Below are 22,700 nucleotides of genomic sequence, written 5' to 3' on the forward strand. Positions count from 1 at the left end.
TTTAACGGGATTAATAGACAGTTATTATTAATCAGTAAAAATAAATCATTTCATGTTATAGTAAATAATAAATATTATAAATTTGCGTTCGTATATATAATTTGTTGTTAAAATTGGTTTTTTGAAAATAGTAAGAAAGATCGATGTTGATTAATTGATAATTATTATATTGCGCCACTAAAATTATTACCCACTAAAGAGTATGAAAGCAAACAGAATTATGAGCTTACGATTGTTAATATCAATCCTGTTTATTATTGGTTTTTCCAGTTGCAGTAAAAAATCTAGCTCAAAGAATACTTCAAGAGCGACTGGTTGGAATATGGACAGTAAAAAGGCAGGTTCAAATAATAAGAAACAAGTAGCAGGTCCGGGATTGGTTTTTGTGGAAGGAGGTACATTTACCATGGGTAAAGTGCAGGATGATGTTATGCATGACTGGAATAACACCCCAACACAACAACATGTTCAATCTTTTTATATGGATGAAACGGAGGTAACGAATTCAATGTATTTGGATTATTTAGACTGGTTGAAAAATGTGTATCCACCAACGGAAGAAAATTATAAAAATATATATGAAGGTGCCTCGCCAGACACTTTAGTTTGGAGAAATCGATTGGGCTATAATGAAACAATGACCAATAATTACTTAAGACACCCTTCTTATGCAGAATATCCTGTAGTAGGTGTAAATTGGATTCAAGCAGTCGAATTTAGCAATTGGAGAACCCAACGTGTAAATGAAGCGCTTCTGGAAAAAAACGGATACCTTAAAAAGAATGCAAAAACACTAGATGTGACTGCAGACAGCAATTTTGATACTGAAACCTATTTAAATTCACCGACCTTGGCTTATGGAGGAAATGAAGATATTGTGTTAAAAGGAAGAAAAGGAGCCAGAAAAACTCCTAAAGCTGGAAAAAACGGGACGGTTGTAGAACCAAAGAATGTTTATGCGCAGCGTTCTTCCGGAATTCTTCTTCCGGAATACAGGCTTCCTACAGAGGCGGAATGGGAATATGCAGCTGCAGCCGATGTGGGACAAAGAGAATATAACATATACAAAGGGCAAAAAAAATATCCTTGGTCAGGCGGGTACACGCGTTCCGGCAAAAGACAAAGTAAAGGGGATCAATTGGCTAATTTTAAGCAAGGAAATGGTGATTACGGTGGAATCGCAGGTTGGTCTGATGATGGGGCTGATATTACAAATGAAGTAAAAAAATACCCTGCAAATGATTTTGGATTGTACGATATGGCCGGAAACGTAGCTGAATGGGTTCAAGATGTTTACCGACCTATTATCGATAATGAAGCAAATGACTTTAATTATTTCAGAGGGAATCAATACACTAAAAATAAAATTGGTGAAGATGGCAAAGTAGAAATTGTCACTAAAGACAATATGAAATTTGACACTTTAAGCAACGGAAGAATCATTGCCAGAAACTTTCCAGGTCAAATCGCTCAGGTACCCGTTGACGAACAAGAGACTTATCTGAGACAAAATTTTAATAAAAGTGATAATATTAACTACAGAGATGGAGATAAACAATCTACTAGATATTATAATTTTGGAGATTCAGAATCAGATGACGAGAAAACGAAAGAAGAAAAAAACATGTATAACTCCCCAATACACAATGTGACTACGGACAGTTTAGGGAACATGGTTAGGAAATATGATAAATCAAGCAAAAGAACAACTTTGATAAATGACAATGTCAGAGTTTACAAAGGAGGATCCTGGAGGGATAGAGCCTATTGGTTAGATCCGGCTCAAAGAAGGTATTTTCCTCAGGACATGGCCACAGATTACATTGGCTTTAGATGTGCGATGTCTAGAGTAGGAGCAAAAGCAGATAAAAAAAGATCAGCCAGAAATTAATTTTTATATAAATACAAACAAAAGCCCTTTGATTAGGGCTTTTGTTTTTTTAAATCGTTTCAAATGGATATTAATTACATTCATAGTTTGTTTTTGCAATGCAACTCAGTTTCAATTGACACCCGCAAGATTGAGCCAAACTCCTTATTTGTTGCCATAAAAGGAGAGCGTTTTGATGCTAACACTTTTGCAAAAGAAGCATTAGAAAAAGCAGCTGCGTATGTTATAATTGATGATGAATCTTATTTTATTGATCAAAGGACTATCTTAGTTGAAGATAGTCTGGTCGCGCTGCAGGAATTAGCAAAATACCATCGTGAATATTTAAAATTACCTATAATTGCGCTTACGGGAAGTAATGGAAAAACAACCACTAAGGAACTTATTCAGGTTGTACTTTCGAAAAAATTTAAAACCAAAGCAACCCTTGGCAATTTAAACAACCATATTGGGGTTCCATTGACATTGCTTTCTTTTACTTCAGAAACTGAAATAGGAATAGTTGAAATGGGAGCAAATCACAAAAAAGAAATTGAATTTCTATGTGAATTAGCAACACCGGATTATGGGTATATCACTAATTTTGGCAAAGCCCATTTAGAAGGTTTTGGTGGTGTAGAGGGCGTTATTGAAGGCAAAAGCGAAATGTATCAATACCTTTCAAAAAAAGACAAGCTTGCTTTTGTTAATTTGGAAGATACAATTCAAGTTGAAAAATCAAAAAGGTTACACTCATTTACTTTTGGTATAAATAAAACAAATGCGGATGTTAATATTACTTCGATTAAGGCAAATCCTTTTGTAGAAATATGTTATTTCGGATTGGAAATAAAATCCCACCTAATTGGGTTGTATAATGCCAATAACATCAATGCAGCGCTCACTATTGGTAAGTATTTTAGTATCGATGATATCGCAATAAAAGAAGCTTTAGAAAGCTATGTACCTGAAAACAACAGATCACAGTTGTTGACAAAAGGAACTAATCAAGTAATTCTAGATGCCTATAATGCAAATCCGAGCAGTATGGCTGTAGCTATTGAGAATTTTCTACAGTTAGAGGATTTAAATAAGGTTATGATTTTGGGCGATATGTTTGAGTTGGGACAGGAAAGTCAGCAAGAACATAAAGCAATAGTTGACCTTCTTTTGAACGAAGATAAAGTGAAATGTTATTTTATAGGTGCAGCATTTTATACCAATAAAATGGGAAAAAGCAACTTTTGGTTCTATAGTACATTTGAGGAATTTTCTAATGATTTACCAATGATAACATTCAACAATAGTACTATTTTGATAAAAGGATCGAGAGGAATGGCATTGGAACGAACGTTAGATTTTTTGTAATTAAAAAATATTTTTTTTTAATAAAAATGCCATCATATTAAAGTTATGATGGCATTTTTCATGGAAGTTCCCACGCCTTGACTTTGAAGACCATTGATAAAACTAACAGCAACTTCTCCGGCTAAAACTGGATATTCAGAAAAATATTCGAAGTTTCTTCCGAGAAGAGGCGATCGCTTCATATTTACTCCGGGGTCTAATACTATTTGAAGATCGTTAGTCTGAGATTCGATTTCTAGGGTTTCACCCATTTTTTGTACCAATGCTGGATTCCAGGACGAAGCAAGTGCCGATGCAGTCGGAAAAGAATGGAAGGAACACTATTAGTAAAGTCGAAACCTTCTGCTTTATGCAAACCAAGCGGTCCATCCGTCATAAAAATAGTAGGAATATCCAGTATTGAACAGCTTTTGTGGACTAATCGGTTTCGCCGGAACATAAAAAAGCTTTTCTTCTAAACTCATTTTAGCTACTAGTTTTTTTGCCTTAGCGCGATAATCTACATCTTGAGCATGCGATTGGGAGATTGATATCAGTCCAAAAAGTAATAAAAATATTTTTTTTTCGTCTTTTACTGGGTTGTTTTTGAATTATTGGGTTCGTTAATTAAATGTGTTATTTTGACGCATTGTGCATGTTTATTTGATTCGTAATGCATTTTGCATAATTTTTTTAGACTATTTTTAGTACAGATGTGTTTTTACACAATCGATTTGTACTATTATTGCAGTGTTTTTTCTTTTCAATAGAAAAACACTGCATTGAGAGTTTTGAAAAAGTGATGTTCTTTAATTTTCTTATAAAAATGAGCTAAATTGCAACACTAATAAATTATACTTTAATTATCAGAAAATAAGTACATGTTAAAAAATATTTTAGACAATAAGGAAAACTATCAGCCCGGTTTATCAATAGATTGTGTGATTTTTGGATTTCATGACAATCAGCTAAAAGTGTTATTGATAAAAACAAAGTACAGTGATAAATGGGCTTTGCCCGGTGGTTTTGTGCCTATAAATGAGGATATTGATCAGGCTGCTGTCACTGTTTTGAATGGTAGAACGGGACTAAGGGGGATTTTTCTAAGACAATTTTCAACTTTTGGAGCAGCCAGAAGGTGCAATGTTGATGTCAGTAATACTGTTTTAGATTTTTACGGAATACCTTTAGCGGAAGGCAAATGGTTTGCCAGTCGTTTTGTAACCGTTGGGTATTATGCCTTGGTTGATTTTTTAAAAACGATTCCGCAACCCGAGGGTAACAATGAAACGGTGGAATGGATTGACCATAATGCGGTGCCGGAATTAGTTTTAGATCACAAGGAAATTTTAGATAAAGCATTAGAAACACTCCGCATGGAATTGAATTTAATGCCGGTAGGCTATAATTTATTACCCGAAAAATTCACGATTCCTGAGTTGCAGAAATTATATGAAACCATCTTAGGCAGAAAACTCGACCGTAGAAATTTTTTACGTAAGATAATGGCAATTGGGATATTAAATAAGCTGGACGAGAAGAAAAGTAATGTAGCCCACAAAGCCCCTAATTTATACCGTTTTGATAAAGAAAAATACGAAGAGGTTGTTAAAAACGGGTTGACGCAGGGGTGGTAAATTAAAGAAAAGGCATAAAAAAACTTCATTAGAAATAATGAAGTTTTTTGTGGGCGATTAGGAACTGTTTTCTAACCATTTTATGCAGGATTTGAAGAAATAACAATTTATAATTTAATTCGATTTTAATTAACCATTCTTTTTTGAAGGGTTACTGGCAGGAAAATATTTTTTTCATCTTTCTAAAAGACTTCTACTTATTTTAAACCGAGTATCCAAACGTATAGGATAAGTAAGTCGAAAGTTTAAACGTCATAAAGTCAAAAGTAGTCAACAGTAGTTTAAAATCAATCTGTTGGGTTATTTCATCTAATTTTAAAATACGATATTATACAATGGTTGTTACTTAGTTGGTTTTTATTACTATTTTATTTCATCAGATTTTCTGCATCGTTCAATCTCATCGCCACATTGTCCCAATTGATTATATTGAATAAAGCATCTACGAAATCGGTTCGTTTATTTTTGTATTTTAAATAATAGGCGTGTTCCCAAACATCAATAACCAATATCGGAATGGCTCCCCACTGCGTAAGTTTTTCGTGGTTTTCGCATTGTAAAATTACCAGGCTATCGCTGTAAGGTTGATACGCAAGAATTCCCCAACCGTTGCCGTCAACATTTTTTGAGGTGGCAGCAATTAGAACTTTCAATCTATCGAAACTACCAAAACTTTTTTCTATTCGTTTTAGCAAATTACCTTGGGGTGATGTGTTTTTATTGGTAAGATTAGTCCAAAATATAGAATGTAAAATGTGAGATGAAAAATGATGGGAGAGCTTTTTTGTCCAAAAATCAACAGTTTCCAAATTGTTTTCATCCAATGCTTTCTTTATCATTTGTAAATCTTTGTTAGCACCCTTTACTGCGCCACCGTGATGAAAAGTATAATGCAGGTGCAAGGTTTCGGCATCCATGTAGGGTTCCAAAAAACTTTCGCTGTAAGGCAACGTTTGTTGAATATAATTACCATTGGCATCTACCAATTTATCGATGGAATTGTCTGCTAAATTTTTAGCAAACGTGTTTGTAGTCGGAAGCACTAATGCTGCTGCTCCAAACAAGCTACTCGATTTTAAGAAATCTTTTCTGTTCATTTTTTTAGCGTTTAAATTATTTTTAAAATTAGTCCTATTATTGCGGAAATCAAAATGAGGTTCGTTCTTGTGTTTCCTTAATGTAGATCTTGCAAGTATTGATAAAACGGCATGTATTGTCGTCGTTATGTTCGTTATATTATGCTGTGCCTTTTTTTTAAATGACTCTAAATTTATTTTTCCGAAAGCCTATTTTCTTTGACTAAATCTCGGGGGCACTTAATTGACTAGTAGCACTGGACTAGCGAAACCTGAATAACTTAATTTTTAGAAAACAAACAGTTAACACTTTTAACATATATTGTGTTTTCTTTCATAAATTAAGTAGCTTTAAAAGGCGATGCCAAATTGGAAACCTACAGTAAAAGTGGTAGGGTGATCATTACCAAACCGCACTGGCAATGGAATGGCAATATAATAACTGCTATTGGTGTTTTTTATTATCGTTTTGTTGAATACTGGAGTTATGCCATACCTACCACTAGTCTCAAATGCTGCTCTGCCTGCAAAGGTGTATCCGTTTCCTAGTGCTACTAATACGCCAGGATGAAATAATAAACTATTCACTTTACTAATTCCGTTTTCTGCTCTTATATTGGGTACAATTTCAAATGAGAACCCAATTTTTGGACTTTTCCAAATATTGATTCCAGTTGGGAAACCCAGAGCATAATAATCTCTAAAATTGATATTAGTTCCATCCGGACTTACCGTTACAATGGGATGCAATATCCCAAAATATCCCGTAATTTTCGGATAAGTTGTTTGCCCAATTGCAGGTATAGAAAATACTAATATAGCAGCAAGAAGAAAATATTTGAAAAAAATCATAATAGTTTGTATTTTTTACAAAACTACAGAGGAGAAATAGGAATAAATAGAATGCTATTTACTTTTTGTATTTGAATTACTTTTTTGCTTTTTTTTTCGGTAGGAAGAAGGGTTTTTCCCTGTATGTATTTTGAATATCCTCGTAAAATGACTTTGGTCTGAAAAGCCGGTCATATAAGCTATTTCAGTAAGAGAGTACGTTGAATTCTGAATAAGGGAGATTGCTTTTTCAATTCGTAATTTTCTAACATAGTCTCCAAAATTGAGGTCTCCAAAATATTTTGAAAATTCTCTTGATAAATAAGAAGGGTTAATCTCCAAGTCACTAGAAATTTTTTTTAGGTCAAAAGTAAATTGATTGTCTATTTGATCCTGAATAATTTTTTTCAAATCTTTGACCCAAGCTGGAGCTTTCTTTTTGTTTTTTTTCTTTTCCTTTAAAAATTTATTGTACACTTCGTGCAGCAGGTTTTCAAAAGGACTATTCTGCAAATGATTCTGTTTGTACAAATGTGTTGCCCAACTGTATAGCCCATCATAAATAACCATTCCTGTTTCTAATAACTTATAATCATCTGTAATATTATAAGAAAGTCCCGCTGAAATTGCCAAAAGTCCCGCTGATTCTTTTGCAATATCGTGTCTATCTGTGTCTGCTCCTCGTACAATATCAGCTATAATTAAAATAGCTGGGTCTTTAATTTTATATTTTTTCACAATATAATCAAAGGTGCTTTTCTCTTCATAATGTGTGTATTCTACATTAGGAATATCAAAAGGAATGGCATCAAATTCTTTTGCTTTATTCAAAACATCACTGAATGGGACATAAATAAATTCAGCGTTTTTGTCTATAAAAGTTTTGATCAACCAAGGACTGGCTATTCTATCAATTTTAGGGCGTTCTCTAGTAATCCATTTCATTTGAAATAATATAAAGGAAATTTTGCTCCTTAAATAGTAAGCTAATCTACATTTATTTATCTAGGTTTCAAAAAAACACTTACGAATCAATTGTTCAAGAGCTAAGATTAGAGATTGATTATTTCGACAATGGATCTTTATACAAAAAAAGATAAAACAAATAAATATCAGTCTCTTTAATATGACTTTAGGATATTCGAATCAATAATCTTAATAAATTTAGGGGTTATCAATTGTATAACCAAACTAACCTCTAAAATTAAATGACTTGGTTATTTGAATTTTGTGCGCGATAGAGGATTTGAACTCCCGATAACTTCGGGTAGAATCGTAATGTTATGAACCATTTGAGCTTATTTTTATTTGAAATTAATTCTTGAATTTTAACCCGGTTTTCCAAGATTTAACGTTGTACCTCTTTATTAATTTACAGTATGCCACTCGATGACGGGTTGTATACTCAATTTAGAAACAAGGCTGTCTGGGAATTACTTTCCGGGCAGCCTTGTTTTTGAATTATTCTTTTCCGGATTCCTTCAGTTTTTCAGCAGCCTGATTTATCTTGTCAGCTCCTTTTTTAAGAATTTCTCCTGCTTTTATTCTGGTAGAATCAGCGGCAGCATCAACTTTTACCGCTGCAGTATCGATAGCTCCTTCCATTTCATTACTAATGGCCTCTCTAGCTTCTTTCACTTCCTCTTTTGTTTCTTCTTTACAAGAAGTCATTAAAGTGGCAACAAATACTAATCCTAAAAGTGCTTTTTTCATTATATTTTCATTTTAAAAAATTGATAATTGAGTACATTCATCGTATAAAGATAAACAAAATCGTTACAAACATAAGTTTGGGGAAATTTCGTTTATTGGACACCAATTACCACTATTTTATACATTAGCGGTAACAGCGTCTCTGTCAATTTTCCCGATCAATCCTGCTAATACTTTTCCAGGGCCTACCTCAGTAAATGAGGTTGCTCCGTCTTGGATCATTTGCTGTACTGATTGTGTCCACTTTACGGGAGCTGTCAATTGAATGATTAGGTTTTTCTTAATTTCTGCGGGGTCTGATACTGCACTGGCTGTTGTATTTTGATATACCGGACAAATAGGAGTTGAGAAGGTTGTTGCTTCAATAGCTGCGGCCAGTTCTTCACGAGCCGGTTCCATCATTGGAGAGTGAAAAGCACCTCCAACAGGCAACAATAATGCACGTTTTGCACCAGCGCCTTTCATCGCTTCACACGCTTTTTCCACTGCTGATGTTTCTCCTGAAATCACTAATTGTCCTGGGCAGTTGTAATTTGCAGGGACTACAATTCCGTCAATCGAAGCACAAACTTCTTCTACAATGTTGTCAGCCAATCCTAAAACGGCCGCCATAGTCGATGGTTTTATTTCGCAGGCTTTTTGCATAGCTAAAGCTCTTTGAGAAACCAGTTTCAAGCCGTCTTCAAAAGATAAAGTACCATTAGCTACTAAAGCTGAAAACTCACCCAATGAATGTCCCGCTACCATTTCTGGTTTGAAATCCTCCCCTAATGTTTTTGCTAAAATCACCGAATGCAGGAAAACGGCTGGTTGTGTCACTTTGGTTTCTTTCAATTCCTCGGCTGTTCCTTCAAACATGATGTCTGTGATGCGGAAACCTAAAATTGCATTGGCTTTTTCGAATAATTCTTTTGCGAGAGCAGAATTTTCATACAAGTCTTTACCCATTCCTGTGAATTGCGCGCCTTGACCTGGAAATACGTATGCTTTCATGTTTTTATTTTAAAGATTGAAAAAAATTAAAGACTGAAAAATGAATTCCAATCAGAATGCAAAAATACTGTTTTTTGCGGTATTGTAAATAGGGTTATTGTTTTCTTTAAAATTGACACTTTTATTAGTGTAACATTTAGGAGTATTAAAGACTAATATTTAAAACTTAGTTTTATGAAAAAGATTTTATCAATAGCTTTCTTACTCCTTTTTGGTTTTTTATTGTTTTATGGCAACCTTCCGGTAATCAATTATGGATTTACTGGTTTTGCTTTTATTTTATTACTGTTGTTAGTAATAGGGATCTTATTTTCTGTTGGTTTGACTATTTCTCAGCAAACAAAGCAAGTCAAGATTGTTTCCAAACCTAACAAGATTTTGTTTGTTTTGGTAGGATTGCTTTTAGCGTATTGTGTTGCGCTTCCTTTTATAACCAGCCTAAAAATGTTCCGAAGCGATTCGTATCAAAAATTAATAGGCGAGGTTAAAAACGGCCAAAAAATAACCAATCACATTGCTCCAATTTCTATTGATAAAATCCGTGTGGTCGATGAGGAACTAGCCCATCTTTTGGGAGAGAAAATTTTAGGTTCTCAACCCGCTTTGGGAAGTCAGGTAGAATTGGGGGATTTTTGTATCCAAAAGGTGAACAATAACTTGTACTGGGTTGCTCCATTATTACATTCTGGTTTTTTGAAATGGTTTAACAACCAAGAGGGAACTGCGGGATATGTTATGGTTTCTGCAACCAATGAACGTGATGTGAAATTAGTTCAGAGTGTAGGAGGGAAGAACATTAAGATTAAATACCAGCAAGGCGCTTACTTCCAAAGTGACATTCACAGACACGTTTATTTTAATGGAAATGCTACTGTTGGTCTGGCTGATTTTAGTTTTGAAATTGATGATGCTGGAAATCCGTTTTGGATTGTCACTAAATATGTGAAAAAAATTGGTTTTTCAGGAAAAGAAGCTACGGGAGTTATTGTGGTTGATGCACAATCTGGAGCAATAAATGAATATTCAATTGCTAAAACGCCAAAATGGGTGGATCGAATTCAGCCTTTGGATTTTATAGAAAATCAGTTGAATGATTGGGGTGAATATGTTCACGGCTATTGGAATTTTTCTAATCAGGATAAACTGCAAATTACAGAAGGAATGACATTGGTATATGGAAAAGACAATAAATCCTATTGGTACACAGGATTAACTTCAGTCGGGAAAGAAGAATCTGCAGTAGGTTTTGTATTGGTAGATACCAGAACCAAAGAAACTACTTTTTACAAACAAAGTGGCGCGACGGAATATGCGGCTCAAAGTTCGGCACAAGGGAAAGTTCAGGAGAAAGGATATAAAGCGTCGTTGCCTATTCCGTATAATATCAATAACATTCCCACGTATGCGATGACGCTCAAAGATAACGGCGGATTAGTTAAAATGTTTGCGATGGTGGCCATTTCAGATTATACGATTGTGGGCGTCGGCAATACAATGCGAGAAACCTTGACTTCGTTTAAAAATGTCTACAATATGTCGGATAATAAAATAAACCCGAATAGTGTTTCTAATAAAAAATCAGTAAAATCAGTAGTAACGAGAATTCAGAATGATGTGAAAAACGGGAATAGCTTTTATTATTTTAAGGTGAAAGATTACCCTAATATTTTTGTGGGTTCGTCACAAATATCCAATCAATTGCCAGTAACAATTGTGGGTGACAGTGTGAAAATTTCTTTTGATGTAGACATGGAAGAAGTTATTGATGTTTCAAGTTTTGAGAATATCAATTTGGAAGCGAGTATGAAATCGAAGTAATAAAAAAAGGGCTAAAGAATTTTCTTTTAGCCCTTTTTTTATTTTTTTGGCAGTAATTTAAAAGAAGTTACTTTGAACCGATTATCTACAATTTTACCAACAATTTCGGCTTTTCGTATTGTTGTACAAAAACCGTCATTGGCGTGTGCATCTCCGTGCGAATCGATTGAACTACCGTCAACAAAATAAGATTTTCCATCCACACGAACGGCTAATTCACAACCGTGTCCTTCCATTCCAAACTGGCATTGACCACAAGCAGCCTCAACAATTTGTGGTTTTGGTTCTTCTTTTTTATCTTTATCCTGAGCACTTGCTAATGTTACAACGAACAAAAGGGTTAAGTATAATAACTTTTTCATAATTGATTGTTTTTTGCTTTAGCTAAGATACTCGTTTTTTACATCGAATAATTTTTAAACATGTAAATTCATATTAATCTGGAAAGAGGAATGTTAATAGAAGCCATTTCAATAATGACAACTGCAATAATTGGAATGATTCGTCAATCAAAACTTTCGGCAAAAAAGAATTGAGCAAGGCCAAATGTGGCAATACCTTGTGCTACCGTCAGACCATAATTAACATACATTGCACCATGAAAATAACCCGGTTCTTTCTCGAATTTATTGTGACCATGGAGGCAATATTCATTCATTTTTGGAAATCCTATGTGTAAGCAAATATTTTTTTTCTTTGAAAACTTTCCCTTGAAGGCAGTGTGGGTAATCATTATTCAGGATGTCTACGATAGAATTAGACATCGGTATTTTTTTATCAAAGGTATTTAAAGGTTCCAGAAGAACTTTCGAATGGTTAGGTGATAATTCACAAGATGATAAAAAGGAACGCTGATAACACTGATTTAGCGAATTTTTTTTTCATCTTGTTTTCGGTATAATATTGGAAGTTTATTAAATGTAATTACGAATGCACGGTAATCAACCTTGCTGCATTTTTTGCTTTTTCTACCACTTCTTCAATTGGAGTTTCTACGGTATCACTTACTAAAGCCACTGCCATTCTGCGGTACGGTCTTGAAGTTGGTTTGCCAAAGATTCTGAAATCAGTTTTAGGTAAAGCCGCAATTTTTTCGGTGCCAGAGTACGTTGGATTTGTGGAGTTTTCCGAAGCTAAAATGACTGCACTGGCTCCCGCTTTTTCTAATGTGATTTCAAAAATAGGCAAACTTAAAATAGCGCGTAAATGCAATTCGAATTCGTTGAAGTTTTGTGTTCCGGCTAATGTTACCATTCCGGTATCATGCGGACGAGGCGATAATTCCGAGAAATAAACGCCGTCATCAGTCAAGAAAAATTCGACTCCAAAAAGTCCTGCACCACCTAAAGCTTCGGTTACTTTTTCGGCCATGTCTTGCGCTTCGTACAAATCCTTGTCGGAAATTCTGGCGGGTTGCCAGCTTTCCTGATAATCGCCACGTTCTTGTCTATGGCCAATTGGCGCACAAAAAAGTGTTGGATTATTGTTTTGTACCACCGTTAATAAAGTAATCTCCGAATTGAATTTGACAAATGCTTCTACAATCACTTCTACGACATCGCCACGGGAACCCTCCACGGCATACTTCCATGCTTTTTCGATATCGGCTTCGGTTTTTATGGTGGATTGTCCTTTTCCGGACGAAGACATTAATGGTTTGACGACACACGGCATTCCAACGGCTTCAACGCCTTTTTGTAATTCCGCGGCAGTAGTGGCGTAGCGGTAATTTGCGGTTTTTAATCCTAATTCTTTACATGCTAAATCTCGAATCGCTTTACGGTTCATCGTGAAGTTTGCCGCTTTCGCAGAAGGAACTACGGTAATTCCTTGGTTTTCATAGTCATAAAAACGCTCGGTTCTGATGGCTTCTATTTCGGGAACAATAAAATCAGGTTTATGTTTGGCGACGACGCGGTCTAGGGCTTCTCCGTCGAGCATATTGATGACTTCAAAATCATGGGCAACTTGCATGGCGGGTGCATTTTCGTAACTGTCCACCGCAATTACGATTTGCCCTATGCGTTGTGCAGCGATTGTAAATTCTTTTCCTAATTCGCCTGAGCCGAGAAGTAGTATTTTCATGTTTTTATTGTGTTAGGTATAGCTAGGGACATCTCGCGAGCTGTTCTTACTGCATGAGGGATAGTAGTGGAAATCCTTTGTATTCCCGCAGCGATAGCGAAGGTAATAAAAAAGATTGCAACGGATAGCCCGACCCGCCTTTTCTGCGGGGCATGCCCCAAAAAAAAATAGTTTAAAATTTAAAGCGTTAAAACTTTAAACCTTAAACTATTTTAAACTTGAAACAAATTTTATATTATGCAGGAACCTCAGTAAGAGCTACAGCTTCTTTGATTCGGCGTAAGGCTTCAATTAGCAATTCTTCGCTTGTTGCGTAAGAAAAACGGATACAGTTTGGGTTTCCAAAAGCGTCACCGGTTACGGTTGCTACATTGGCTTCGCCCAAAAGATACATAGAGAAATCATTGGCGTCTTTGATAAACGTTCCTTTTAATGTTTTTCCGAAAAAAGAAGAAACGTCTGGGAATACATAAAAAGCACCTTCGGGAACGTTGATTTTTACTCCTGGAATGTCTTTTAATAATCCAACGACTAAATCTCTACGGCTATGGAAAGCGTCCACCATGTGTTTTAGAACACTTGGATCAGCATCTACTGCGGTAATAGTAGCACGTTGTGCAATACTATTCGCACCGCTTGTTACTTGACCTTGAATTTTTGTACACGCTTTTGCAATGAATTCTGGTGCGCCAATATATCCAATTCTCCAACCTGTCATGGCGAAAGCTTTGGCTACTCCATTTACGGTAATTGTTCGTTCTAGCATTCCCGGGATGGATGCGATGCTGCAAAAAGTTCCGGAGAAATTAATGTGCTCGTAGATTTCGTCAGCAACAACATATACATGTGGGTGTTTTTCCAACACTTTGGCAAGAGCCGTTAATTCGTCTCTGTTGTACACCGATCCGCTTGGGTTACAAGGGGAACTAAACCACATCATTTTTGTTTTTGGTGTAATTGCTGCTTCTAATTGTTCTGGTGTGATTTTGAAATCCGTATCTACAGAAGTGGGTACTTCTACAGGAATTCCGCCTGATAATTTTACGATTTCGAAATACGAAACCCAGTAAGGAGCCGGTAAAATTACTTCGTCACCGTCGTTTAGCATTACTTGAGCAATGTTGTATAAGGATTGTTTTGCTCCGGTTGACACTACAATTTGAGAGGGTTTGTACTCTAAATTATTGTCTCTTTTGAATTTTCTGCAAATGGCTTCTTTTAATTCAGCATATCCTTCTACTGGAGAGTAGGTGCTGTAATTTTCGTCAATCGCTTTTTTCGCCGCTTCTTTGATGAAGTCTGGCGTATTGAAATCTGGTTCGCCTAAGCTTAAACTGATAATGTCTCTTCCTTGTGCTTTTAATTCTCTGGCCAAAGCTGCCATTGCTAATGTTTGAGATGTAGATAAATTGTTTATTCTATCGGATAATGGATTCATTGTAATAGGTTGTAGTTAGTTTATTAGTATATATACACTGTAAAGATGCAATGTAGAGATGCACTGCAGAGCATCTCTAGATGTTGTGATTTTGAATGATTATGTAAGTTCTGGTTTCATTCCCAATTCTTTCAAATGCTTAAAATGAGCAATAACAGCACTTCGCATCGTTTTGTATTCGTAATACGGCAAGTTGCATTCTTGGGCGGTTTGCTTTACGATACTCGCAATTTTCCCATAATGCACGTGACTGATATTTGGGAAAATATGGTGCTCTATTTGGTGGTTTAATCCACCGGTGTACCAGTTGACAATGGCATTTTTTGGTGCAAAATTGGTGGTGGTAAACAATTGGTGAATCGCCCAAGTGTTATCCATTTCTCCTAATTCATTAGGAGAAGGATTGGTCGTTTCTTCGACAACGTGTGCTAATTGGAATACAACACTTAATATGAGTCCTGCGGTATAATGCATGAGGAAGAATCCAATAAGAACTTTCCACCATGTGATTCCAATAACGATTGGTAACACGATCCAAATAGAAACGTAAATTACTTTCGTGATAATTAAAGTGGTCCAAAGTATTTTTGGGCTTTTTGCTTCTCCGTAAGATAATTTTCGCTTTAAATAGCTTTTCATCTGCTTGAAATCAGTTGTAATAGCCCAGTTGAACGTTAATAATCCATATAAAAATACCGAATAATATTGCTGAAAACGGTGAAAATTATACCATGTTGCTTCTTTTGTAAAACGAATCACACGTCCGGCATCTAAATCCTCATCGTGACCTGGAATGTTTGTGTACGTATGGTGCAAAACATTATGTTGAACTTGCCAGTTGTAGACATTTCCTGCCAGAACATAAATAGTTCCTCCCATAAATTTATTGACCCAGTGTTTATTGGAATAGGAGCCATGATTTCCATCATGCATGACATTCATTCCCACTCCAGCCATTCCAATTCCCATAACAATTGTTAATAGAAGATGTGCCCAAAAAGGCATACCTAATGTCAGAATTAAAAAATAAGGCGCTAGGAAAACCGTAATCAAAATGATAGTTTTTAAATAAAGTTTCCAGTTTCCAGTCTTTTGGATGTTGTTTTCTTTAAAGTAAGTATTTACCCGTGAGTTAAGTGTTCTGAAAAATTTCAGGCTATCTTGTTTTGCAAATGTTGGTAGCGTATCTGTCATAAAAAAATCAATAAAGGTCAAAGGTAATTATTATAAATTTTTGGATATACAAAATTGAGATAAATATTTTAACTCTAAAGTATTACTTTTGTTAAAAAATTAAAAGATGAATGAGATTCTGAAGCATTTTCCTAATTTAACGGATATTCAAAAAGAACAGTTTGAAAAATTGGATTTTTTATACCATGATTGGAACGAAAAAATAAATGTTATTTCCAGAAAAGATATTGATGCCTTATACACCAAACATATCTTGCATTCGTTGGGGATTGCCAAAATCATACAATTTGAACCGGGAACGTATGTCCTTGATGTGGGAACAGGAGGTGGATTCCCTGGAATTCCATTGGCGATTCTTTTTCCGGAAACGCGTTTTTATTTGATAGATATTATTGCAAAAAAAATAAAAGTGGTTCAGGCTGTTGCCGAGGGATTGGAATTAAAAAATGTTAAAGCTGAGCAAATGCGAGCAGAGAATGTAAAAGGAGATTTTGATTTTATTGTGAGTCGTGCCGTGACCAATATGCCGGATTTTGTTTCTTGGGTGAAAACCAAAATCAAAAAGAACAACAAACACGAATTGAAAAACGGAATTTTGTACTTAAAAGGAGGCGATTTAACTGAAGAATTAAAAGATTTTCCTAAAGCGACGGAATATAATTTAGCTGATTTTTTTGAAGATGAATTCTTTGAAACAAAGAAAGTAGTCCACGTGCCGTTGAAGTTTGTGGTTTAGAAACATAGAATAATTTTGTCTCAAACGGCTTTTTTTCAGGAAATAGGAATCTCTTCTGGTTGAGATTCCTTCTAATTGTGTACTGGAAATTCAAGGGTTACCTTAGTTCCTTTTCCTAATTTACTTTCAAGTTGAATTGTTCCTGAGTTTTTTTCTGTAAATGTTTTTACGATATAGAGGCCTAATCCAGTTCCTTGGATTCCATCGGTATTACTGGCCCTAAAAAAAGTATTGAATAATTTTGGTTGATCTTCGGCTGGAATTCCAATACCTAAATCAATAATCTCTAAACAAATAGTTTTTTCGATGACACATAAATTTAGCTCAATATCACCAAAGCCTTCTGAATATTTAAAGGCATTGTTTAATAAGTTGAAAATAGTATATTCCATCAGTTTTTGATCTGCCATAACTCGAAAATTATCGCCTTTGATGGAGGTTTGAACTTTTCTTCCAATTAATTGATCGGGATAACTTATTTCGATCACATCTAGGCAAATTTGTTTTAAATCAAATTCGGTAGGATCGAAATTCGTTTTTCCGGAGTCCTCTTTTGAGATCGTTAGCACGGCATTCATCAATTGAACAATGCGATCAATTTCTTCAATAATACAATCAATTCTTTTTTGCAAACGGGGAGCATTTTCTATTTTTTCATGTTCTAAGTAAAGACTTATTAGTTCAGCACTAGTTCTGATGGTTGTCATAGGCGTTCTGAACTCATGTGAAATTGTGGATACTAAATTCGTGCGAAGATCATTTAAATCGCGTTCTTTCAGTAATGCTTTTTCAATTTTTTCTTCGGCTTCTTTTTGGGTGGTAATTTCTCTGTTTGAGGAATGAAAGCTAATTGTAACACCATTTTCTTTAACTAAATTGGCCTTAATTTCAAACCAAATATAATCGCCGCTTATGTTTCTAAATCGGATCTGAATTGCTATGTCTTCCATTTCTGTTAGAAAGCCTATGATGTGACTTTGAAGTTCCTCAATATCGTCAGGATGGGCATAATCTACAGGAAATTTCCCTATTAAAGATTGTGGGGTGTATCCTAATAGTTTTTCAATAGAAGGAGAAACGTATTTGAAAGAGGTGTCTGTATTATGCAAGCAAACTAAATCAACGGTGTTATCAGCTAAAAGACGGTATAAATTTTTAGCTTTGTTGAGCTGAATGGTTTTGATCCTGTTATTTTCTTCGGATAATATTTTGTTTTGTTTTTCAATCCTTTTCCGATCTGTTATATTGATCATCTGGAAAATATGACGCTTCGTTTTGTTTCGACTGCTTTTAATTATTGAAGCAGATATATACATCCAAATGACAGATTTATTTTTATGAATAAATCTTTTTTCTAAATTGAAATTAGAGATTTTTCCGGAATTTAATTGCTCTTTCAAAATAAAATCATTTTTTAAATCTTTTGGATAAGTTATTTCTTGAGAGGTTAAGGACGCAAATTCCTTTTTAGAATAGCCTAATATTTCACAAAGTTTTTCATTGACTTCTACAAAATTATCATCAATGTCTATTAACGCCATTCCTGCTGCCGAATATTCAAAAGCATCTTTAAACTGTTCTTGGCTTTGTTGTAATTCATCTTTGAGTATCTTCTCCTTAGTGATCTCTTGCATTGCACCAATCATCCGTATGGCTTTACCTTCATTGTTTCGAATGATTATGGCCTTGTCATTTACGAATCCATAGGAAGTATCTGTTTTTTTATAACGATACTCATGGGACCACACATTATTTTGACTTTTAACAGCCACATCTAGACTTTCAAAAACAGCTTTTTTCTCATCCGGATGTAAAAAATTATTAAGCAAACTAGCTGCTAGTACATTTTTCTTAAATGTATAACCAAAAAGCGTTTTAAAGCCATCTCCGACATAAATTTTGTCAGTGGTCAAATCCCAATCCCAAATGGCATCAAAAGTAGCCTTGCTAAAATAAGAAAAGCGCTCGTTACTTTCTTTTAAAGCATCTTCTGCTTTTTTCTGTGCCGATATGTCAATAAAGGAACATATTACGAAAAGTAATTCATTGTGTTTTCCAAGTACGGGTACGGCATCAACCAACAACCATACTAAATTTTTAAGTGTGGGATTATAGACTCCCATAATGACATTGTTTATTGGTTTTAGTGTCTGGATTGCTTGAGGGACTGCATGATCCTCCGCTTTAAATAAAGTACCGTCAAGATGAATTGTCTTCCAGTGCTCGTCGTAGGATGTTTTTCCAAGTAATTGGTCTTCTGTGAGTCCTAGCATTTCGCAGGCTGCTTTGTTGTTTTCTAATATTTCTGAGTCAGGGCCTTGGACTATAATTCCCACAGCTATATTGTAGATTATACTTTTAGTAAGCTGTCTGCTTTTAATAATTTCTTGCTGGGTTTTTTTACTTTCAGTGATATCTACACCAAATCCTACCATCATTTCTAGGGTTTCATCTTCATGAAAAACAGGAGTTAGTTTTCGGGTATGATAGGTTTTTGTGCCATCAAGATGTTCTATAGTATCCTCCCACTCAATTGTATTCCTGGATTCTATGGCTTCTAGAAAATGGATGCGTCTTGTTTTTGCAAAGGCATCATCTCTGCCAGTATGTTTTGCATATTCAAAATCGTTTTTTCCTATAATGAATTTTCGTAGCTTCTCTTTTTTTATAGCGGCTGGATTTAAATACGTGTAGGTATGACTGCTGTCAAAAACGGCGACATCCGTTGGGAGCCTGTCCAATATTTTTTCATAAAATTCTTTTTGTAATACTAGCTTTTGTTGAATTTCAATATACTCCGTAATGTCTCTACAGTTTCCTATAAAAATTGGCAGACCATTTTTTTGAGATAATTTTAAACGTGTGGAATGCCAAACATAATAACCTTCCTGATGAAGAATTCTATAGGTAAATTCACCTTCATTTTTTCCGGTTTCAATTGCTTCACTTAAATAAGTTTTGCAATTTTCTAAATCGTCAGGATGTAAAAAAAAAGTATTGCTTTTGTCTAAAATATCTTTATTCTCATAGCCTAGGTATTTAGTCCAGTTGTCTGAAGCATAGGTGATTATTCCTTCTAGGTTAAGCTCGTAAGTAATTTCTTTTGAATTGTCAATAAATAATTGAAATTGAGTGTCCTGTTCTTTGATTGTTTTTTGTAAGCTCTGGTTTTCAATATGTAATTTTAATAAAGATTGGATTTGTAGCACAGTATATTTTAGGTGTTTTAACTGCATTACAGAAAGCTCTCTAGGGCTAGTATCCATAATACAAAGAGTTCCAATGACTAGATTTTCATTAAAACATATAGGGAAACCCGCAAAAAAAGCTATTAAATTTAAATTTTCGGGAGGAGCATCAATGTCTTTATTAATGTCTGAGATAATTTTGATTTTATTTTGCTGGATGGTATTCTCATTAAGTGCAATAATAGTAGGAGAGATGGGAATATAATCAAAACCTATTTTTGTAACTATTATGGGACTAATAGAGTCTGTTAATGAAATAAATGCAAGAGGCATCTCGCATACCTCGGATGCAAATAATAAAACCGTATTGAATTCCTCTTGAATAGTTCTGTTTTCAAATAATTCGCTTATTTTTTTCTTGTCAAATACAGGCATAGGTTCTTGGTGTAATTGATTAATTAATAATTATTTTGCATCATAGATATAGGTTTTTTAAAGTAATTGTTTCTTTATCAATAAGTTGTGATGTAGATTGGGGGGGAATCAATTACAAAATAACGTCTAATTTATTAAATATAAAAGAATGTTAAAAACTAATAACTTTTTTAACTGATTTAAAATGATGATTTAGCGCGTTTCTTTGATTTGTAAAACATTAATAACTTCTTAAATTATCAAATGGAATGATTTATGAGTTTAACTAGGAGTTGATTTTATTTGTGCTAACAATAATTTTTCAGGTTAAACTTTGTAACTTTGGATTTCAAAAAATAATAGATTTGATCACAAAAGCTACTATAGATACTGTTTTCGAAACTGCTCGGGTAGAGGAGGTTATCGGTGATTTTGTGCAATTAAAACGCGCAGGGAGTAACTTCAAAGGGCTTAGTCCTTTTTCGGAAGAGCGTTCTCCATCGTTTATGGTTTCCCCAGCAAAGGGAATCTGGAAAGATTTTAGTTCTGGAAAAGGAGGGAATTCAGTTGCTTTCTTAATGGAACACTCCCATTTCACTTACCCGGAAGCCATACGGTATTTAGCCAAAAAATACAATATAGAAATTGAGGAAACCGAGCAAACGGATCAAGAAAAAGCCATTACGGATGTACGGGAAAGTATGTATTTGGTATCGGAGTTTGCAAAAAGTTATTTTCATAACACCCTGTTCAATTCTGAAGAAGGCAAAGCAATAGGGTATTCTTATTTTAAAGAAAGAGGATTTACTGCGGATACAATTAAGAAATTTAGTTTGGGATATTCCCCTGAAAGTTGGGATGCCTTTACCAAAGAAGCCTTAGGGAAAGGTTATAAATTAGAGTTTCTAGAAAATACCGGACTCACAATTCCCAGAGATGACAGGCCTTTTGACAGGTTCAAAGGTCGCGTTATGTTTCCTATAGAAAGTATGTCAGGTCGAGTACTTGGTTTTGGAGGCAGAATTCTTACCAACGATAAAAAAGCGGCAAAATACTTGAATTCACCGGAAAGTGAAATTTACCATAAAAGTAAAGTGCTGTATGGTATTTTTCAGGCCAAACAATCAATAGCCAAATTAAATAATTGTTATTTAGTCGAAGGATATACTGATGTAATTCAGTTCAACCAATCCGGAATTGAAAATGTGGTTGCTTCCTCAGGCACGGCGCTTACACCAGATCAAATCCGTTTAATAAACAGATTGACAAAAAATATCACAGTGCTTTTTGATGGTGATGCCGCAGGTTTACGGGCTTCTGTGCGTGGAATTGATCTAATTTTAGAGGAAGGAATGAATGTAAAAGTGTGTACGTTTCCTGATGGGGAAGATCCGGACAGTTTTGCAAAAAAAACATCTTATGAAGCGTTAGTTTTATACTTAGAGAATAACGCAAAAGATTTTATTCAGTTCAAAGCCTCTCTTTTGATGAATGAAGCGAAGAATGATCCCGTCAAAAAAGCAGATCTTATACGGGACATGGTCGTCAGCATTTCGAAAATTCCGGACAGGATTCAACGAGAAATTTATATCCAGGAATGTTCCAGAATAATGGATATTTCAGAGCAGGTTTTACTAAGCACTTTGGCGCAATTAGTCCAAAAAGACGGTATCGAAATTGAAAAAAAACACAAACAAAAGCAATTGCAGAATGCCTTTGACTATGTTAAAAATGACGATACTGTCCAGACTGACAAAGTAGATTCACTGTATCGATTTGAACGTAAAATAATTGAAATCCTATTGCTTTATGGTAACAAGACGGAAAAATTTGAAGAAGTTTTATTAAAGTCAAATAGCGACGGAGAAATTGTGGACGTTACCGAAATAAAAGAATTAAAAGTTTTTCAGAAAATATATTTGAGTTTGCAAGATGATGAAGTAGAATTTGCAAGTCCTATATTTAGAGATATATACAAAAATTTAATCGATTATTATTTGCAAAATGAGAACTCTGGGCTTGATAAATATATAAATCACTACCAGTCAGGTGTTCCTGATGAAGTAACTAATATTATAATGGAAGAGGAAAAAAATGTTTTGCACAATTGGACTGGTCAAAATATTTTCCCTAAAAGTAAAGAAGAAATGTTAAATCAGGATGTTTCGGACACATTGCTTACTTTAAGATGGTTTCTGCTTAGTGAGATTATTGAAGAGTTGAAAAACTCCGTTTCTAACGATCCGGAATCAGATAATATGGAGTCATTGTCTTTAGCAATGAGTTATATCGAGTTGCGAGGTAAGTTTTCAAAAAAATTAGGGCGAGTTGTGGTACGATACCATTAAAGGCTACACAAT

Annotated in this window: 19 protein-coding genes; 6 read left to right on the forward strand and 13 right to left on the reverse strand. The window is 34.8% G+C overall.

Translation table 11 applies throughout. The features are described from left to right. Nucleotides 1–202 precede the first annotated feature (202 nt). Together gldJ and murF are read left to right on the forward strand one after the other, a co-directional pair. Nucleotides 203–1,891 (forward strand): gliding motility lipoprotein GldJ, encoded by a 1,689-nt coding sequence (gldJ, locus tag EKM05_RS08610; RefSeq protein WP_126461647.1) that lies wholly within the window; start codon nucleotides 203–205, stop codon nucleotides 1,889–1,891. Between the two features lie 63 nt (nucleotides 1,892–1,954). Then, the gene (murF, locus tag EKM05_RS08615; RefSeq protein WP_126554633.1) at nucleotides 1,955–3,238 is read left to right on the forward strand and encodes a UDP-N-acetylmuramoyl-tripeptide--D-alanyl-D-alanine ligase; all 1,284 of its coding nucleotides are present in this window, start codon (nucleotides 1,955–1,957) and stop codon (nucleotides 3,236–3,238) included. A 32-nt stretch (nucleotides 3,239–3,270) separates the two neighbouring features. On the opposite strand, the gene EKM05_RS08620 is transcribed toward murF, so the two are convergent. Together EKM05_RS08620 and EKM05_RS14395 are read right to left on the reverse strand one after the other, a co-directional pair. After that, on the reverse strand, nucleotides 3,271–3,489 hold the full coding sequence (locus EKM05_RS08620; RefSeq protein WP_233584093.1) for a glycoside hydrolase family 3 N-terminal domain-containing protein: 219 nt from the start codon (nucleotides 3,487–3,489) through the stop codon (nucleotides 3,271–3,273). Next, nucleotides 3,474–3,677, reverse strand: coding sequence for a hypothetical protein (locus tag EKM05_RS14395; protein ID WP_158615145.1), 204 nt, complete (start codon nucleotides 3,675–3,677; stop codon nucleotides 3,474–3,476). The genes EKM05_RS08620 and EKM05_RS14395 overlap by 16 nt, the downstream gene beginning before the upstream one ends. 421 nt (nucleotides 3,678–4,098) lie before the next feature. Between EKM05_RS14395 and EKM05_RS08625 the strand changes: the two genes are divergently transcribed. After that, nucleotides 4,099–4,854 carry an NUDIX domain-containing protein gene (locus EKM05_RS08625; protein ID WP_126554637.1) on the forward strand — a complete coding sequence of 252 codons (756 nt, stop codon included), beginning with the start codon at nucleotides 4,099–4,101 and terminating at the stop codon, nucleotides 4,852–4,854. 368 nt (nucleotides 4,855–5,222) lie between these two features. Here the strand turns inward: EKM05_RS08625 and EKM05_RS08630 are convergent, their stop codons facing one another. The 5 genes from EKM05_RS08630 to fabD all read right to left on the reverse strand — a co-directional run bounded on the left by EKM05_RS08630 (nucleotide 5,223) and on the right by fabD (nucleotide 9,467). Continuing rightward, nucleotides 5,223–5,951: a superoxide dismutase gene (locus EKM05_RS08630; RefSeq protein ID WP_126452624.1), complete on the reverse strand. Its 729-nt coding sequence runs from the start codon at nucleotides 5,949–5,951 to the stop codon at nucleotides 5,223–5,225. A gap of 330 nt (nucleotides 5,952–6,281) precedes the next feature. After that, nucleotides 6,282–6,782, reverse strand: coding sequence for a hypothetical protein (locus EKM05_RS08635; protein WP_233590895.1), 501 nt, complete (start codon nucleotides 6,780–6,782; stop codon nucleotides 6,282–6,284). A 54-nt stretch (nucleotides 6,783–6,836) separates the two neighbouring features. Then, nucleotides 6,837–7,706, reverse strand: coding sequence for a chromate resistance protein ChrB domain-containing protein (locus tag EKM05_RS08640; protein WP_126554639.1), 870 nt, complete (start codon nucleotides 7,704–7,706; stop codon nucleotides 6,837–6,839). A gap of 516 nt (nucleotides 7,707–8,222) precedes the next feature. Then, nucleotides 8,223–8,474 carry a hypothetical protein gene (locus EKM05_RS08645; RefSeq protein WP_197037213.1) on the reverse strand — a complete coding sequence of 84 codons (252 nt, stop codon included), beginning with the start codon at nucleotides 8,472–8,474 and terminating at the stop codon, nucleotides 8,223–8,225. A 117-nt stretch (nucleotides 8,475–8,591) separates the two neighbouring features. Further along, on the reverse strand, nucleotides 8,592–9,467 hold the full coding sequence (gene fabD / locus EKM05_RS08650) for an ACP S-malonyltransferase (RefSeq protein WP_126456372.1): 876 nt from the start codon (nucleotides 9,465–9,467) through the stop codon (nucleotides 8,592–8,594). A gap of 174 nt (nucleotides 9,468–9,641) precedes the next feature. Between fabD and EKM05_RS08655 the strand changes: the two genes are divergently transcribed. Continuing rightward, entirely contained in the window at nucleotides 9,642–11,285 is a 1,644-nt protein-coding gene (locus EKM05_RS08655; RefSeq protein WP_126461663.1) for a hypothetical protein, read from the forward strand. A gap of 38 nt (nucleotides 11,286–11,323) precedes the next feature. On the opposite strand, the gene EKM05_RS08660 is transcribed toward EKM05_RS08655, so the two are convergent. The 5 genes from EKM05_RS08660 to EKM05_RS08680 all read right to left on the reverse strand — a co-directional run bounded on the left by EKM05_RS08660 (nucleotide 11,324) and on the right by EKM05_RS08680 (nucleotide 16,002). Further along, entirely contained in the window at nucleotides 11,324–11,647 is a 324-nt protein-coding gene (locus tag EKM05_RS08660) for a DUF6370 family protein (protein ID WP_126461666.1), read from the reverse strand. Between the two features lie 143 nt (nucleotides 11,648–11,790). Next, nucleotides 11,791–11,943, reverse strand: a complete 153-nt coding sequence (locus tag EKM05_RS14635; protein WP_231507376.1) for a hypothetical protein — start codon at nucleotides 11,941–11,943, stop codon at nucleotides 11,791–11,793. 266 nt (nucleotides 11,944–12,209) lie between these two features. After that, nucleotides 12,210–13,370, reverse strand: a complete 1,161-nt coding sequence (purT, locus tag EKM05_RS08670; protein ID WP_126554641.1) for a formate-dependent phosphoribosylglycinamide formyltransferase — start codon at nucleotides 13,368–13,370, stop codon at nucleotides 12,210–12,212. Nucleotides 13,371–13,605: 235 nt separating this feature from the next. After that, complete coding sequence (locus tag EKM05_RS08675; RefSeq protein WP_126461673.1) at nucleotides 13,606–14,808, reverse strand: pyridoxal phosphate-dependent aminotransferase; 1,203 nt, start codon at nucleotides 14,806–14,808, stop codon at nucleotides 13,606–13,608. A 99-nt stretch (nucleotides 14,809–14,907) separates the two neighbouring features. Continuing rightward, nucleotides 14,908–16,002 (reverse strand): acyl-CoA desaturase, encoded by a 1,095-nt coding sequence (locus EKM05_RS08680; protein ID WP_126554643.1) that lies wholly within the window; start codon nucleotides 16,000–16,002, stop codon nucleotides 14,908–14,910. Between the two features lie 106 nt (nucleotides 16,003–16,108). On the opposite strand from EKM05_RS08680, the gene rsmG reads away from it, so the two are divergent. Further along, the gene (gene rsmG, locus EKM05_RS08685; RefSeq protein WP_126461679.1) at nucleotides 16,109–16,738 is read left to right on the forward strand and encodes a 16S rRNA (guanine(527)-N(7))-methyltransferase RsmG; all 630 of its coding nucleotides are present in this window, start codon (nucleotides 16,109–16,111) and stop codon (nucleotides 16,736–16,738) included. Nucleotides 16,739–16,809: 71 nt separating this feature from the next. Here rsmG and EKM05_RS08690 read toward each other — a convergent pair whose 3' ends face one another. Further along, a complete protein-coding gene (locus tag EKM05_RS08690) occupies nucleotides 16,810–20,361 on the reverse strand; it encodes a PAS domain S-box protein (protein ID WP_126554645.1) in 3,552 nt (1,183 codons plus the stop codon). A 344-nt stretch (nucleotides 20,362–20,705) separates the two neighbouring features. On the opposite strand from EKM05_RS08690, the gene dnaG reads away from it, so the two are divergent. After that, on the forward strand, nucleotides 20,706–22,688 hold the full coding sequence (dnaG, locus tag EKM05_RS08695) for a DNA primase (RefSeq protein ID WP_126554647.1): 1,983 nt from the start codon (nucleotides 20,706–20,708) through the stop codon (nucleotides 22,686–22,688). Nucleotides 22,689–22,700: the final 12 nt, after the last annotated feature.

This window comes from Flavobacterium sp. GSP27 (assembly GCF_003970395.1).
GTDB lineage: Bacteria > Bacteroidota > Bacteroidia > Flavobacteriales > Flavobacteriaceae > Flavobacterium.

What these genes read in the sequence shown, in the direction of transcription:
- gldJ (WP_126461647.1), top strand. Translation starts at nt 203, where the DNA reads ATGAAAGCAAACAGAATTATGAGCTTACGATTGTTAATATCAATCCTG.
- murF (WP_126554633.1), top strand. Translation starts at nt 1,955, where the DNA reads ATGGATATTAATTACATTCATAGTTTGTTTTTGCAATGCAACTCAGTT.
- EKM05_RS08620 (WP_233584093.1), bottom strand. Translation starts at nt 3,489, where the DNA reads ATGGGTGAAACCCTAGAAATCGAATCTCAGACTAACGATCTTCAAATA.
- EKM05_RS14395 (WP_158615145.1), bottom strand. Translation starts at nt 3,677, where the DNA reads ATGTTCCGGCGAAACCGATTAGTCCACAAAAGCTGTTCAATACTGGAT.
- EKM05_RS08625 (WP_126554637.1), top strand. Translation starts at nt 4,099, where the DNA reads ATGTTAAAAAATATTTTAGACAATAAGGAAAACTATCAGCCCGGTTTA.
- EKM05_RS08630 (WP_126452624.1), bottom strand. Translation starts at nt 5,951, where the DNA reads ATGAACAGAAAAGATTTCTTAAAATCGAGTAGCTTGTTTGGAGCAGCA.
- EKM05_RS08635 (WP_233590895.1), bottom strand. Translation starts at nt 6,782, where the DNA reads ATGATTTTTTTCAAATATTTTCTTCTTGCTGCTATATTAGTATTTTCT.
- EKM05_RS08640 (WP_126554639.1), bottom strand. Translation starts at nt 7,706, where the DNA reads ATGAAATGGATTACTAGAGAACGCCCTAAAATTGATAGAATAGCCAGT.
- EKM05_RS08645 (WP_197037213.1), bottom strand. Translation starts at nt 8,474, where the DNA reads ATGAAAAAAGCACTTTTAGGATTAGTATTTGTTGCCACTTTAATGACT.
- fabD (WP_126456372.1), bottom strand. Translation starts at nt 9,467, where the DNA reads ATGAAAGCATACGTATTTCCAGGTCAAGGCGCGCAATTCACAGGAATG.
- EKM05_RS08655 (WP_126461663.1), top strand. Translation starts at nt 9,642, where the DNA reads ATGAAAAAGATTTTATCAATAGCTTTCTTACTCCTTTTTGGTTTTTTA.
- EKM05_RS08660 (WP_126461666.1), bottom strand. Translation starts at nt 11,647, where the DNA reads ATGAAAAAGTTATTATACTTAACCCTTTTGTTCGTTGTAACATTAGCA.
- EKM05_RS14635 (WP_231507376.1), bottom strand. Translation starts at nt 11,943, where the DNA reads ATGAATGAATATTGCCTCCATGGTCACAATAAATTCGAGAAAGAACCG.
- purT (WP_126554641.1), bottom strand. Translation starts at nt 13,370, where the DNA reads ATGAAAATACTACTTCTCGGCTCAGGCGAATTAGGAAAAGAATTTACA.
- EKM05_RS08675 (WP_126461673.1), bottom strand. Translation starts at nt 14,808, where the DNA reads ATGAATCCATTATCCGATAGAATAAACAATTTATCTACATCTCAAACA.
- EKM05_RS08680 (WP_126554643.1), bottom strand. Translation starts at nt 16,002, where the DNA reads ATGACAGATACGCTACCAACATTTGCAAAACAAGATAGCCTGAAATTT.
- rsmG (WP_126461679.1), top strand. Translation starts at nt 16,109, where the DNA reads ATGAATGAGATTCTGAAGCATTTTCCTAATTTAACGGATATTCAAAAA.
- EKM05_RS08690 (WP_126554645.1), bottom strand. Translation starts at nt 20,361, where the DNA reads ATGCCTGTATTTGACAAGAAAAAAATAAGCGAATTATTTGAAAACAGA.